Annotated in this window: 16 protein-coding genes; 14 read left to right on the top strand and 2 right to left on the bottom strand. The window is 61.3% G+C overall.

The window, feature by feature from the left end; translation table 11 throughout:
- Nucleotides 1-6 precede the first annotated feature (6 nt).
- Nucleotides 7-1023 carry a polysaccharide deacetylase family protein gene (locus CIT26_RS07170; RefSeq protein WP_095491933.1) on the bottom strand — a complete coding sequence of 339 codons (1017 nt, stop codon included), beginning with the start codon at nucleotides 1021-1023 and terminating at the stop codon, nucleotides 7-9.
- 296 nt (nucleotides 1024-1319) lie between these two features.
- Between CIT26_RS07170 and CIT26_RS07165 the strand changes: the two genes are divergently transcribed.
- A complete protein-coding gene (locus CIT26_RS07165) occupies nucleotides 1320-1985 on the top strand; it encodes a tetratricopeptide repeat protein (RefSeq protein ID WP_095491932.1) in 666 nt (221 codons plus the stop codon).
- 118 nt (nucleotides 1986-2103) lie between these two features.
- A complete protein-coding gene (der, locus tag CIT26_RS07160; protein WP_095491931.1) occupies nucleotides 2104-3537 on the top strand; it encodes a ribosome biogenesis GTPase Der in 1434 nt (477 codons plus the stop codon).
- Nucleotides 3538-3791: 254 nt separating this feature from the next.
- Here der and CIT26_RS07155 read toward each other — a convergent pair whose 3' ends face one another.
- Nucleotides 3792-4547 carry an SDR family NAD(P)-dependent oxidoreductase gene (locus tag CIT26_RS07155; protein ID WP_095491930.1) on the bottom strand — a complete coding sequence of 252 codons (756 nt, stop codon included), beginning with the start codon at nucleotides 4545-4547 and terminating at the stop codon, nucleotides 3792-3794.
- Between the two features lie 189 nt (nucleotides 4548-4736).
- Between CIT26_RS07155 and CIT26_RS07150 the strand changes: the two genes are divergently transcribed.
- The 12 genes from CIT26_RS07150 (at nucleotide 4737) to CIT26_RS07095 (ending at nucleotide 13229) form a co-directional block, all read left to right on the top strand.
- Nucleotides 4737-5333, top strand: coding sequence for a L,D-transpeptidase (locus tag CIT26_RS07150; RefSeq protein ID WP_095491929.1), 597 nt, complete (start codon nucleotides 4737-4739; stop codon nucleotides 5331-5333).
- A 196-nt stretch (nucleotides 5334-5529) separates the two neighbouring features.
- Nucleotides 5530-5670 carry an ABC transporter gene (locus tag CIT26_RS07145; RefSeq protein ID WP_095491928.1) on the top strand — a complete coding sequence of 47 codons (141 nt, stop codon included), beginning with the start codon at nucleotides 5530-5532 and terminating at the stop codon, nucleotides 5668-5670.
- Between the two features lie 139 nt (nucleotides 5671-5809).
- Nucleotides 5810-6409, top strand: coding sequence for a hypothetical protein (locus CIT26_RS07140; RefSeq protein ID WP_095491927.1), 600 nt, complete (start codon nucleotides 5810-5812; stop codon nucleotides 6407-6409).
- Between the two features lie 159 nt (nucleotides 6410-6568).
- A complete protein-coding gene (locus CIT26_RS07135; RefSeq protein ID WP_095491971.1) occupies nucleotides 6569-7156 on the top strand; it encodes a protein-S-isoprenylcysteine O-methyltransferase in 588 nt (195 codons plus the stop codon).
- Between the two features lie 10 nt (nucleotides 7157-7166).
- Nucleotides 7167-7946, top strand: coding sequence for a hypothetical protein (locus CIT26_RS07130; RefSeq protein ID WP_095491926.1), 780 nt, complete (start codon nucleotides 7167-7169; stop codon nucleotides 7944-7946).
- A complete protein-coding gene (locus tag CIT26_RS07125; protein WP_095491970.1) occupies nucleotides 7946-8833 on the top strand; it encodes an SDR family NAD(P)-dependent oxidoreductase in 888 nt (295 codons plus the stop codon). The genes CIT26_RS07130 and CIT26_RS07125 overlap by 1 nt, the downstream gene beginning before the upstream one ends.
- Before the next feature lie 259 nt (nucleotides 8834-9092).
- Entirely contained in the window at nucleotides 9093-10277 is a 1185-nt protein-coding gene (locus CIT26_RS07120) for a cell wall hydrolase (protein ID WP_095491925.1), read from the top strand.
- A gap of 242 nt (nucleotides 10278-10519) precedes the next feature.
- Nucleotides 10520-10918 carry an AtpZ/AtpI family protein gene (locus CIT26_RS07115; RefSeq protein ID WP_095491924.1) on the top strand — a complete coding sequence of 133 codons (399 nt, stop codon included), beginning with the start codon at nucleotides 10520-10522 and terminating at the stop codon, nucleotides 10916-10918.
- A 71-nt stretch (nucleotides 10919-10989) separates the two neighbouring features.
- Nucleotides 10990-11748, top strand: a complete 759-nt coding sequence (locus CIT26_RS07110; RefSeq protein WP_095491923.1) for a F0F1 ATP synthase subunit A — start codon at nucleotides 10990-10992, stop codon at nucleotides 11746-11748.
- A gap of 78 nt (nucleotides 11749-11826) precedes the next feature.
- Nucleotides 11827-12051: a F0F1 ATP synthase subunit C gene (locus CIT26_RS07105; RefSeq protein ID WP_023799397.1), complete on the top strand. Its 225-nt coding sequence runs from the start codon at nucleotides 11827-11829 to the stop codon at nucleotides 12049-12051.
- A 76-nt stretch (nucleotides 12052-12127) separates the two neighbouring features.
- A complete protein-coding gene (locus CIT26_RS07100; protein WP_095491922.1) occupies nucleotides 12128-12727 on the top strand; it encodes a F0F1 ATP synthase subunit B in 600 nt (199 codons plus the stop codon).
- A gap of 10 nt (nucleotides 12728-12737) precedes the next feature.
- Nucleotides 12738-13229, top strand: a complete 492-nt coding sequence (locus CIT26_RS07095; protein WP_095491921.1) for a F0F1 ATP synthase subunit B — start codon at nucleotides 12738-12740, stop codon at nucleotides 13227-13229.
- Nucleotides 13230-13544 lie beyond the last annotated feature (315 nt).

Below are 13544 nucleotides of genomic sequence, written 5' to 3'. Positions count from 1 at the left end.
CGGCGGTCACTTCCGGATCCAGCCGCCCACCGACGCCTGCGTTTGGCCGCCATCGCGCCGCGAAACATAGTCGCGATAGCTGATGCACTCGACGTCGGGCCTGGTGCAGACCTCGCCGGCAAAGCGCTCCAGCGCATTCCAGTAGGCGCCGTCATTCATCAGCGTGAAATGGAACCCGAGTTCCAGCGGAATGCGTTTGCCCTGGTATTGAGCGTCGAAGGCTGCGCGAAAGGCGTCATATGTCCGGTCGGCGAATTCGTTCGCCTTGCTCGGCCGCTCGAAACCGCCGGAATGCCTGATATAGAGATTGTAGTCCATGGCGATCACTCGCCTTGTGTCAGGACCTTCCGGGATCTGCGGTAGCGAAAAGCGTGTGATGCCGTCGCGGGTCGGTGGCCGGGCAGGGCCGCGTGACACGCCGCTCGCGTCAAACAGGTAGCCCGCCTTTGGCAGCGCCTCGTAGAGCGCCTTGTTTGCCGACAGATAGGGGGCGCGAAAGCCGACCGCCTTGCGCGCGATTTCGCGCCAACCCGCGGGTTCAGCGGTAATAGCGTTTATCGAATAGGCGTTCTCGAGAATTCGCTGGAACGAACCGAACTCGCTCAGCCAGTCGGCCTTGCTCCAGTCCTTGCCGTCGAAATGGCCGCAAGCGTGGCTGCCGATATCGTGGCCCTCCGAGGCGGCAAGGTTTATCTGCGCGAGCCGGTCGGCGACGTCCTGTTTCGAGGCGGCAAAGCCGATACTGGATTTGCCTGATGTCTTGCCGGGCGCTGTGTATTCCTTGTGCGTTTCCGGCGAGAGCAGGAAGACGCAGGACACGAAATAAGTAAAATGGGCGCCGGTGCGCGCGGCCAGCGCCCTGCTGCGCTTCCACTGCGAAATATCGCGAGCGCTGTCGAACGAGATGATGACGGCCTGCTTCAGCCTTGCCGGCGCTGGCGCCGCGGGCGGATCGGCGACAGCAGTGTCCGCTGCAGCAAGCGACGCGATGGAAAACGCGACAACGCGGGACAAACGGGGCATTAGCATCTGATCTGGGATTTGAGGAGGGTTCGAGCACCGGCTATCGGCGAAATGTGGCGCGGGTGCGGTCGCCCTTTTTTAGTCACCCTTACGTCGCCTGTCCGGCGATTAGCCGATTTTCCTGTCCAACCCCTTCCATGCCGGCAAAATTTCGCTAAAACGCGGGCTACCGCATCGGCCTGAAAAGCAGAATTGATTTTCAGGAAGCACGATGCGCAAATTCAAAGTGTTAGAGCGTACTTTCCATGGACGCACGTCGCTCTAAACCGCCCTGGGGCGGGCAGGATGGTTTTGAGATGTCGGACGACAGTTTTATCCGCGAAGTCAACGAAGAGATGCGTCGCGATCAGGCGCATGCGCTATGGGACCGTTTTGGTCCTGCCTTGCTTGCGCTTGCGATACTGGTGGTGGTCAGCACCGCGGCCTTCGTCGGCTATCGCTATTGGGACGAGACTCGCGCCAATCGCTCGGGCGACGCCTTCTCGCAGGCGCTGAAGCTCGCCAATGAGGGCAAGAGCGACGAAGCGCTGACTGCCCTTGCTGCGTTGGAAAAGGATGGCTACGGCGCCTATCCGCTGCTCGCCCGCATGCGCGCGGCAACCGTCAAGGCGGATAAGGGCGATGTCGCCGCCGCCGTCAAGGACTTCGACGAGGTCGCCGCCGACACGGACATTCCATCAGGCCTTCGCGACATGGCGCGCCTCAGGGCAGCGCTGCTGCTCGTCGACCAGGGTTCCTTCGCCGATGTCTCCAGCCGCGTCGAGACGCTCACCGCCGACACCAATCCGCTGCGCCATACCGCGCGCGAGGCGCTAGGCCTTGCCGCCTGGAAGGAAGGCAAGGCGACGGACGCACTGAAACTGTTCGACCAGATCGCCGCGGATGACGGCGCCCCGCGCAACGCGCGCGAGCGGGCGACGTTGATGTCCGAGCTGATCCGTGGGTCGGGCAGCGTGTCGTAATGCATGTCGCCCAAAAGTGTGTAGCGGTTTTGGGACAACGACATGCATGGCAGATGCATGTCGCCCAAAAGTGTGCAGCGGTTTTGGGACGACGACATGCTGGCAGATGTAGGGCCGCATGACGTTCAAAGTCGCCATCATCGGCCGGCCTAACGTCGGCAAATCGACCCTTTTCAATCGTCTGGTGGGAAGGAAGCTGGCGCTTGTCGACGACACGCCGGGCGTCACCCGCGACCGTCGCGTCCATGCCGCCAAGCTCTACGACCTGCATTTCGATGTCATCGACACCGCCGGCTTCGAGGATGCTGCTGCTTCGACGCTGCCGGGCCGCATGCGCGCCCAGACCGAGATCGCCATCCGCGAAGCCGACCTGATCTTTTTCACGATCGATGCCAAGTCCGGGCTGATGCCTGACGACAAGACCTTCGCTGAGATCGTGCGCAAGTCCGGCAAACCGGTTGTCGTCGTCGCCAATAAGGCCGAGGCGCGCGGCGCCCAGGGCGGCATGGTTGAGGCCTGGGAGCTCGGCCTTGGCGAGCCGATCCCGGTGTCGGCCGAACACGGCCAGGGCCTGCCCGATTTGCGCGATGCGGTGATCGCCGCACTGGGCGAGGCGCGCGCCTTCGGCGAAGAAGAAGAGGATGCGGACGAGGAGACCGCCGCCAGCGAGGTACTGATCGGCGAGGACATCACCGATCCGGATGCCGAGCCGAGCTATGACGATACCAAACCGATGCGCATCGCCGTCGTCGGTCGCCCAAATGCCGGCAAATCGACGCTGATCAACGCGCTAATCGGCGAGGAGCGGCTCTTGACCGGACCGGAAGCCGGCATCACCCGCGATTCCATCTCCGTCGACTGGGACTGGCATGGCCGCCGCCTGAAACTGTTCGACACCGCCGGCATGCGCCGCAAGGCCAGGATCCACGAAAAGCTGGAAGTCATGTCGGTGCAGGATGCCCTGCGCGCCATTCGCTTTGCCGAGATCGTCATCATCGTGCTCGACGCCACCATTCCCTTCGAGAAGCAGGATCTGCAGATCGCTGACCTGATCATCCGCGAGGGCCGCGCGCCGGTGATTGCCTTCAACAAATGGGATATGATCGACCACCCCCAGGAACTCCTGGCGGAACTGCGCGAGAAGACCGAGCGGCTGTTGCCGCAGGCGCGCGGCATGCAGGCGGTGCCGGTCTCGGCCGAGACCGGGCGCGGCCTCGACAAGCTGATGGATGCCGTCATCCGGACGCACAGAGTGTGGAACAGCCGCGTCTCGACCGGCAAGCTCAACCGCTGGCTGGAAGGCATCCTGGCGCATCATCCGCCGCCTGCCGTGGCAGGGCGTCGGCTGAAGATCAAATATGTCACCCAGGCCAAGACGCGCCCGCCGGGCTTCGTCGTATCCTGCTCACGGCCGGACGCGATGCCGCAATCCTATGTCCGCTACCTCTCCAACAGTCTGCGCGAAGCCTTCGACATGCCCGGCGTGCCGATCCGCATCGCCTTGCGCACCTCGGAAAATCCGTTCGCCGGCAAGGCGAAGAAACGCCGCTGAGCGCCGCGTCTTCTGGGTGCCAGCATCAGCTACGCTCCGCAGGCCGCTCGCCGGCAGCGCCTGCACATTCGGGCAGGCGATTCCACTGCCACCTGCACCAGGATGTCGGCAATTCGCGCCGCCACCGGGTCTGGCTCGGCCTCCCTTGCGACGCGGGAACGGAACAGCGCCATCTCAGGCAGTGCGGGCAGCCGCGGCGTCATCGCCCTGACAGTTAAAGCGCCTCGCATGAATCCATTCAGCCACGACGCGCTTTAATGGGCGGTGTAGGCTCCGTCCACCAGATGGTAGCTCCCAGTGATAAAGCTGGCCTGATCGGACAACAGGAAGCACACAAGAGCCGCTACCTCTTCCGGTTTGCCGCGTCTGCCCATCGGCTGAAGGGCTGCCATGCGCCGCGTGGCTAATACCTCCACTTGCTCCGATAGAAGAGGCGTTTCGATCCAGCCGGGGCCGACGACATTGATCCGGATGCCCATCCTCGCATATTCAATCGCCGCAACCTTGGTTAGTCCAACGACCCCGTGTTTGGCTGCCGTGTATGCGGACGCAGTCGGCAAGCCGACGGAACCGAGAATCGAGGACATGTTCACGATGGCGCCTCCGCCTCGATCCAGCATGGCGGCGATTTCGTACTTCATGCTGTAGAAAACGCCATTTAGATTGACGTTTATCAGCTTGTGCCAGTTGTCGAGCGGATAGTCTGCCGTCGCTTTTCGAACGCCGTCGATACCTGCATTGTTTACCGCCATATCCAGTCCGCCGCATTTCTGGACAGTGAACTCGATCAGCTTTTCGACGGCTGCCGCATCCGTGACATCGACCGCAAAGTCGTAGGCCCTGCCTCCTTGCGCGCTTATTTCGGCGGCTCTGCAGCGCGCGGCCTCGGCATCAAGGTCGGCGACAACAACCTCGGCTCCTTCTTGCGCGAGTTGCCGTGAAACAGCCGCTCCTATTCCGGAGCCTGCGCCGGTCACAATCGCGACTTTACCATGGAAGTCAGGCTTCATCGTCTCTGTCCTATGCCCATTGTGACATAACCGAACAGAGGCAGACGGTTATCGCAAGAAGTTTCGATCCAATTCGCTTGTCAATCCTGTGAATTCATTTTGCCACCACACAGCGAGACTTGGCCCGCAGGCCTTGGAATGGTAGAGACGAGGGTGGCGGTAGATCGACCAGTTTCCTAGCAGGTAGAAATGGAAGAACACCACATTGCGCGCCGGGGGCTCGTGCTGGGTACTCTGGCTCTGATGGTCTCCGGATGTACGTCGACGTTGCGACAGGTGACGGAGCCGATTTCATCCGCGTTCGGACCAAGAAGTGGCCTCAGTCCTCGATTCCGACGGCAGCATGTGCGGTACGACGGAAACGAGCCGCCTGGAACGATCGTCGTCGATACTTCGCAACGTTTTCTCTATGCCGTCGAGACCGACGGGTGGGCGACGCGCTACGGCGTCGGCGTCGGCGAGCAGGGACTTTCGTTCAAGGGTACAGCGACCGTCGGCCGCAAGGCGGACTGGCCGTCGTGGACACCCACCGCCAACATGATGAGGCGCAAGCCGCGCCTGGTGCAGTATGCAGGGGGGGTCCCTGGCGGACCAAACAACCCGCTTGGCGCGCGTGCCCTATATCTCTATCGCGACGGGCGCGACACCCACTTCCGGATACATGGTACAAACGAGCCATGGACGATAGGCACAGCGGTATCGAACGGGTGCATCCGTTTGACAAATGACGACATCATTGACCTCTACGACCGTACTCCTTTGGGCACGAGGGTGGTGGTTGTTTGATGGTGAGCAGGCCTGATCTCCGTTGGATGGTGAACCCTGCCAGCACGTCACCGCAAAGGTGCCGCCGGCAACCGGGTGCCAACTGTGTCATTTCTGCACTAGGCTTTGTTACAGATCGCAGGTAACTTCGCGGAGCTGCATATTTTATTTGTGGCGATTCTATAGGCTATTCCATCCCCGGGGAAAGGATTGCTTGATGAGCAAGATCTTGATTGTAATGGTTGCCACCCTCGCCGTTGCCAGCCTGAGCGGCTGCGCAAACGGCTTTATCGGCAAAGGAAAGGGGAAGGCTCCTCCGCCGGAACCCGCTGCCGTAGAAGAGCCCGTGATTAAATAACGACCGGCTTTCGGTGATTTGGGGAAGGGCCGGCGGCCCTTCCCCATCGATATGCAGGGGCCAAGGCTGGATTCGTAGCCTACGTGCGGTTGGCGGCATAGGCTGGCCTAGGTCTGCGGTCTTCGGAGTTCGGGATGAGATGACGCTAGTAAGTGGCCGTTCAACAATTGTGGCCCTGCTCGCGCTTGTCGCAGCGTCATGTCAGTCGCAGGACAACAAGCCCCAGCCGACTTTCGTGTCCACTGATCGGGCACTGAGAACCGCGGCGATGCCGGCGCGCGCGGCGGCATCAACTCAAGCCCAACGGCATTTCATCGAGTTCCGCTCCCGGTACGCCCTCACTTACGGCCATTCCTTCGTGATTTTTGGACGATTGAACAAGGCGGGACGGATGGTCGACCCCGAAGTCGCAGGGCTCGCTCCGAAGTCCGATGATCCCAATGTCTATGTTCTCGGCCATTTGGCGCCCGTGCCAGCCTCGACCGGGTGGACGGACGGCGACCTGGAAGATGCCTACCGGTCGGCAAGCTGGCGGGTTTTACTTACCGAAGCCGAATATAGGAAAGTCGTCGCGAGCATACGAAGGCTGCAGGCCAGTTCTCCGCTTTGGCACGCCTCGCTCTACAACTGCAACGCATTTGTTGCGGACATCGCCAAATCCATGGGGTATAAGACCCCCGGTACCTGGCTGCGGCCGCAACAATTCATAACCAAACTTCGGGAGATGAACGCGGGTTGAATGCGATTGGCAGACCCGCTTTCACGTCTCATTCGCCCGGTTAAGTCCGAAAGGAACGCGCTCTGAATGTCTATCGGTCGACAACTCGGACGGTGACATCGTTGCGACGGCTTATCGTGGTCCCAGATCGAGAAAAGGCTCCGGTGACCTGAATTGACCATTGCTGTAGCTTCACTTGGCGAGATCATATGGGTGATCGGCCTCGTTGCTTGGTACGTGATCCGGTATCCGTTCGAGCGCCGGGCAAGGCGCGTGCGAATTGTCGCTGGCGGCCGCTCAAGTTCCGACACCGTCGGGCTTGCATCGGCTCTCCTTGGCCTGGCGATCCTGCCTGGCTTCTATGTCGCCACCGGCATCCCCGCAGCGGCTGACCATCCGGCCAGCGTGTGGTCGGTGGCGCTCGGAACCATCATCTTCTGCTCCGCGCTGTGGATTTTTCGCATGTCCCACAAGGAACTTGGCCGTAACTGGTCGATCACGCTCGAGATTCGCGAACGGCATGAACTGGTCAGTGCCGGGCCATATGCCTTGGTCCGTCACCCGATGTACACCTCGTTCCTGCTTATGGGGCTCGGCCAGCTCTTTCTGCTGCCGAACTGGGTTGCAGGCATATCCGGTTTGATTGGTTTCGCAGCGCTTTTCCTGCTGAGAGTGGATAAGGAAGAGCGCATGATGCTTGAGAATTTAGGCTCGCAATACCGTGACTATATGGAAAGGACCAAGCGAATATTCCCTTATCTTTATTAGAGGTCGTTTGATGCGAGGCCGAGCCCTCAAGCTTTCGGCGCCCCGGCGCCTTGTTGGCGATCTGATGAGATTTTCGCTCGGCGTGCCACGGGTCGCGGTGCAGCGTCAGATGAACCTCGGCCCACTCGTAACGGCTAGAATGGCGCAGCAGACCCGGCCCTCGTGGACCGCGATCTTCCTGAAAGGATATGCGCTTCTCTCCCTGGAGATGCCGGAGCTGCGGCGCGCCTATGTCAAGTTGCCCTGGCCGCAGCTTTACGAGTATCCGGCAAGCGTAGCCTCGATTGCCCACGAGCGCGAATATGATGGCGAGCCGGCCGTTCTGCTGAGCTGCATCAAGTGCCCGGAGCGTTACTCCATCACGGAACTTGAGGGGTCCATCCACGCGGCTCGATCACGGCCGATCCTGGAGGTCCCGGAGTTCCGGCGTGCCTTGCGGATGGCAGGTGCGCCCGCGCCAGTCCGGTGGCTGCTTATGTGGCTAGGGTTGAACATCGGCCGGCAAAGGGCAAATTACTTCGGTACCTTCCAACTGTCCGTCTATTCTGGTCTCGGTGCGGAATCACTCAACCCGCTGACACCATTGACCACGCTTCTAAACTACGGTCCGATCGGCAACGACGGATCGGTGAATGTCCGCATCCACTACGATCACCGGGTCATGGATGGAGCGAACGTCGCACGAGCACTGGAGAGATTCGAAAAGATTCTGAACGGCACTGTCGCCAATGAAGTGGGGCTGCTCGGTCAAGGTGTTGCCGCTCCTGCAAGACAGAGGAACGCGACGTGATTTCGCACCGTGAATTGCGGCCAGCCGTCGTCGTGATTGGCGGCTCGGGTGGAATTGGCCGGGCAATTGCGAGCGTCGCTGCACGGGAGCGCGGCGCGGTTGTGCTGGTTGCCCGCTCGCCCGAGGGTTTGGCCGCCGCGGCGTCTGAGGTTCGGGAGGCGGGTGGCGAGGCATTCACGCTCGAGTTGGATCTCGTGGCAGGCGATGCGCCAACGCGCCTGGAGGGCTTTCTGTCCGCACACGGCCTGGTCTGTGATGTCCTGGTCAACAGCGCCGGCTATGGCCTGCGCGGCGCGACGACGGCGCTGCCTGTTGATGGTCAACTCGGCATCATCGATCTCAACATACATTCCCTCACAGAACTGACCCTCCATTTTCTGCCCGGAATGGTGGCGCGCCGACGGGGCGGGGTGCTCAATCTCAGTTCCGTGGCCGGGTTCCTTCCCGGACCTTATATGGCTCTGTACTTCGCTAGCAAAGGTTTCGTGCGCTTCTTCTCAGAGGCGCTTCACCAGGAATTGCGCCGAACCGGTGTGACGGTCACATGCGTGGCACCAGGCCCGGTGTCGACGGAGTTTCTCGCAAGGTCAGGCGCCAATCAGACGGTGCTCTTCAACGTCTTGCCCAAGGTGGATGCGAAGTATGTGGCCGAACGTGCGTGGCGAGGGTTCAAATCCGGTCGTCGCCTCGTCGTGCCGGGAATCTCGGCCAAGTTGGCTGCCCTTGCGGCATCGCTCCTGCCTTCCGCAGCGCTGCTGCCCCTGGTCGGCCGGCTGCAACGCGGCGGCAATGATCAATGTCCTTGCGGTTCAGGTATGAAGTTCAAGAAATGCTGCGGTACCCGCCAGATCCAGCTACGCCGGGGCCCTCGGGGAATTATCCCCTGACCGGACCAGCACGCCACCGAAAAACCTCATTGAAGCAAGAGACCGCTCGCCGATGACGGGCCGTTAAGCATGTTCGTGGCATAGAGGAGGATCCTCCATCTCTGAACAGCGCTCTGCGGAGCGGTTGTTGGGACCGTTGGAGCCGTTTCCAACAAAGCCTTTGAAATGATTGGCGCTGTCGAACTCCGTTAACGCCCCATCAAGGTTAATGCATCATCGTGCCTCTCCAGTGGGGTCCGTTGCGTTTCTGGAGAGTTCCGTGCATCGACGTGTTTTGAAGCGGCTTGTCGCTTTCGCCGGTGAGAAAAGACGTTCCTTTCTGTCTCCTCTGGTCATTGGACTTGGCATCTGGGTCGGCTTTCCCAATGTCATCGCCTACCAGGACATGACGAGCCTGGTTTCGGGCCTCAAGGCGCCGAACGCCCGCTGGAACGCCTATGTCGAGAAATCCGTCGCCGGCTCGGTCCATGCCGCCGAAATGCCTTTCCTCGATTCCGACACCACCGGCTCGATCTCGGGCTCCGGCGTCCGGTTGCCCGGCATCGGCGCCGTGTCGTTTCGCGGCAAGGGCAGCGTGGCCAGCAAGACGCCCGACGAGGACCGCATCATGCGCGCCGACAAGAAGGGCCGCATCATCATCGTCTCGCCGGTCGCGCCGCCGAAGAACTTCAATGCCGGCTCGGTGTTTGAGCGCACCTCCTCGCTGCTTCGCCCGAGCATGGACAGCGGGCTGAAAATGGCTTTCGCCAAGCCCGAGATCAAAGGCAAGGAGATCCAGATTACCGCCGCGTTTCATAGGCGCGTCGACAAGAAGCCGGATCCCGGCGTGCCGGCCATGCTGGCCGCGCTGGTCAACAACGACCGCCCCGACGTCCTGGCGACCGCCTACGCAGCGGCCGCGCCTGACTATGCCCAGGCTTCGCCCTTCGAAGCCTTGCTTCAGGACGAGAAGCCGAACGATGGCCGTTTCATTCCGCCGGTGGCTAAGGGCGATCATTCGTGGATGCAAACTCCGCTGCCGGCGAGCGTCTTCTCCAAAGCGGAACAGACTTGCCTCGCCAACGGCATCTATTTCGAAGCGCGCGGGGAATCGCTGCGCGGCCAGGCCGCCGTTGCCCAGGTCATCCTCAATCGCGTTCGCAATCCGGCCTATCCGAACTCGATCTGCGGCGTCGTCTATCAGAACGACAAATGGTTCAACCGTTGCCAGTTTTCCTTCGCTTGCGACGGCAGGAAGAAGCGCATCCAGAGTCCCGCCCACTACAAGACCGCGCAGGACATCGCCATGGCGGTCACTGCCGGCAAGATCTTCATCCCGGAAGTGGGATCGTCGACCCATTATTACGCCAACTACGTCAACCCGGGTTGGGCGCGGACGATGAAAAAAATGACCAAGATCGGCCTGCACATCTTCTATCGCACCTATGGCGGCGGCTGGAGCTGAGCGCTCCGGCAAGGCCCCGGCCGCGGCCGATCGAAGACCCATAGCCGGAGGGATTCGGTCGCGGCACGCCAGCGGCGGTAGCGGGCACGATGTCGCACCCTGGCAAACTATTGATTTTCAAGGAAAAAATACTTAAGGCGGAAGTCCCGCCCGTGGCTTGACGGGCGCGGACCCTCTAACTATGTTGCCGGCGACTTAAGAGCGGACGGACGGTGACGATCTGACCGGGCAAGGGGGTTGCGATGGCCGACAAGAATGGGCCAGACGGAACCGGAGAAACCGGCCGCGGCAAACAGCGTCAAGCCGACATCCGCGACGACGATCTTGAGCGCCGCCGGCGCGACCTTGAAGCATCGCTTGCGACAAGGCGGCCGGACCGGCTCGAGGGGAAAGACGACGCGAAGGCGGGCAGTGCGGCCGGATATGGCCAGGCGCTCAAGCTATCCAGCGAGTTCATCGCCGGGATAGTGGTTGGTGCTGGTCTCGGCTGGATCATCGACCGTGTGGCGGGGACATCGCCATGGGGTCTGATCGTTTTTTTGCTGCTGGGTTTTGGCGCCGGCGTGCTCAATGTCCTGCGCTCCGCAGGGCTTATGGCGGAATTCGGACAGGGCGACAAAACCCACGATCCGAAAGAATGAACTTGAGGCGCCGTTTGCCGGCGCAGTGAACAGGACACTAAAGCCGCATGCGGCTTTGATGGGGATTTAAAGTGGCTGCTGACAAGGTCGATCCGATTCACCAGTTCCATATCAACAAGCTGATTCCGATCGAGATCGGCGGCTACGACCTGTCCTTCACCAATTCGGCGCTCTTCATGGTCGCGACCGTGGTCGTCGCATCGGCGTTCCTCTATCTCACCACCTCAAGCCGCAGCCTTGTCCCCACCCGTCTTCAGTCGGTCTCGGAAATGGCCTACGAATTCGTCGGCAACATGCTGAGGGACGCAGCCGGAACGCAAGGCATGAAGTTCTTCCCCTTGGTATTTTCGCTGTTCATGTTCGTGCTCGTTGCCAATCTGCTCGGTCTTTTCCCGTATTTTTTCACTGTCACCAGCCACATCATCGTTACCTTCGGCCTTGCCGCGCTGGTGATCGGAACCGTCGTCGTCTATGGCTTCATGAAGCACGGCCTCGGTTTCCTGAAACTGTTCGTCCCGCACGGCGTGCCGATTTACCTGCTGCCGCTGGTGGTGCTGATCGAGGTGATTTCCTTCGTTTCGCGCCCGGTCAGCCTCTCGGTTCGTCTATTCGCCAATATGCTGGCCGGCCACATCACGCTGAAGGTGTTCTCTGGCTTCGTGGTGAGCTTGAGCGCGCTTGGCACGCTTGGCATTGCCGGATCGGTTCTGCCGCTGGCGATGGCCGTGGCGCTGACGGCGCTGGAATTGCTGGTCGCCTTCCTGCAGGCCTACGTCTTTGCCGTGCTGACCTGCATGTATCTGAACGACGCCCTGCATCCCGGGCACTGACCCAGGCTGGCCAAGAGTTTCCGGCATTGCTGCCGGATGGAATTGCAACGGAATTTTAGATCCAAAGGAGTTGAACAAATGGAAGCAGAAGCAGCAAAGTTCATCGGCGCCGGCATCGCATGCCTCGGCATGGGTGGCGCCGGTATCGGCCTTGGCAACATCTTCGGCAGCTATCTGGCGGGCGCGCTGCGCAACCCGTCGGCCGCGGATGGCCAGTTCGGCCGCCTGATCTTCGGCTTCGCCGTGACCGAAGCGCTGGGCATCTTCTCCCTTCTCATCGCGCTTCTGGCCCTGTTCGGCTGAGCCCCTGTTCGGCTAACATTGGGAATTGGATGGGCCGGCCGCAATCGGCGGCGGGTCTGATATCAGGGGATAGTCCATGTTCGTGACATCTGCCTTTGCGCAAGAGTCCGCGCCCGCCGTCGAAGGCGGCCATACCGGCACGGAAGGCGATACGCATTCCGGCACCGGCGTGCCTGCCGAGGCGCACGGCGTGTTCCCGCCATTCGATCCGGCGACATTTCCGTCGCAGCTTCTGTGGCTGGCGATCACCTTCGGGCTGTTCTACCTGTTCCTGAAGAAGGTGGTGATGCCGCGTGTTGGCGGCATCATCGATGTCCGCAACGACCGCATCACGCAGGATCTCGATCATGCCGCCAGGCTGAAGGGCGAGGCCGATGCCGCCGTTGCCGCCTATGAGCAGGAACTGACGGAGGCCAAGACCAAGGCCAATGCGATCGGCCAGCAGGCCAACGATGCCGCCAAGGCGGAAGCCGAGGCCGCCCGCAAGAAGGTCGAGGCAGCGCTTGACCAGAAGCTTGGCGAAGCCGAGGCTCGCATTTCGTCCATCAAGGCCAATGCCATGAAGGAAGTCGGCACGATCGCCGAGGACACCGCTTCGGCCATCGTCGAGGCGCTTGTCGGCGGCAAGGCCAGCAAGGCCGAGATCGCGGCAGCCGTCAAATCCGTGGCCCGGTGAGGAGCGCATCATGGACGCCACATCACTCGCGACGCTTTGGGCCACCGTTGCCCTGGTCATTTTCCTGGCCATTGCCGTCTACATCAAGGTGCCTAAGCTGATCGCCAAGGCGCTCGACGCCCGCGCCGACAAGATCAGCAACGAACTTGAAGAAGCGCGCCGGCTGCGCGAGGAGGCCCAGCAATTGCTCGGCCAATACCAGCGCAAGCGCAAGGAAGCCGAGCAGGAGGCCGCCGACATCGTCGCCGCCGCCAAGCGCGAGGCCGACATGCTGGCTGCCGAGGCGCACAAGAAGACCGAGGACTATGTCGCCCGGCGCACCGCACTTGCCGAACAGAAGATCGGTCAGGCCGAGCGGGAGGCGATCAGCGAGGTGCGCGCCAGCGCCGTCGATATCGCCGTCGAAGCCGCACGCACGCTGCTCGCCGGCAAGATTGACGCAAAGGCGGGTGCCGACCTGTTCAAGGCCTCGCTTCAGGACGTGAAGTCGAAGCTGAACTAAGCGACTTCATCAGGAAGTCATCGAAGCCGCTTGGGAAACCTGGCGGCTTTTTTGTTAGGCGAAAGCGGCTGAGCGGGTAATCTCCCCCCTTGAGGGGGAGATGTCGCCGAAGGCGACAGAGGGGGTCGCCTCGGCTGGCGCGACGCGATATCGGATAATACGTCGAATGAAAGAGGAGGTTGGCGCTTCACGCGCGGCTACCCCCTCTGGCCTGCCGGCCATCTCCCCCTCAAGGGGCAGGGCTATCGCATTTGAGTCATGAGCTGGAAGAGATAAGCATCGTTCCAGCCTGCACGCATCATTTTGCCACGCATG

The sequence above is a fragment of the Mesorhizobium temperatum genome, assembly GCF_002284575.1.
GTDB lineage: Bacteria > Pseudomonadota > Alphaproteobacteria > Rhizobiales > Rhizobiaceae > Mesorhizobium > Mesorhizobium temperatum.
Note: the sequence above shows the minus strand (reverse complement) of the source record. Positions and strands in the feature narration are given on the sequence as shown.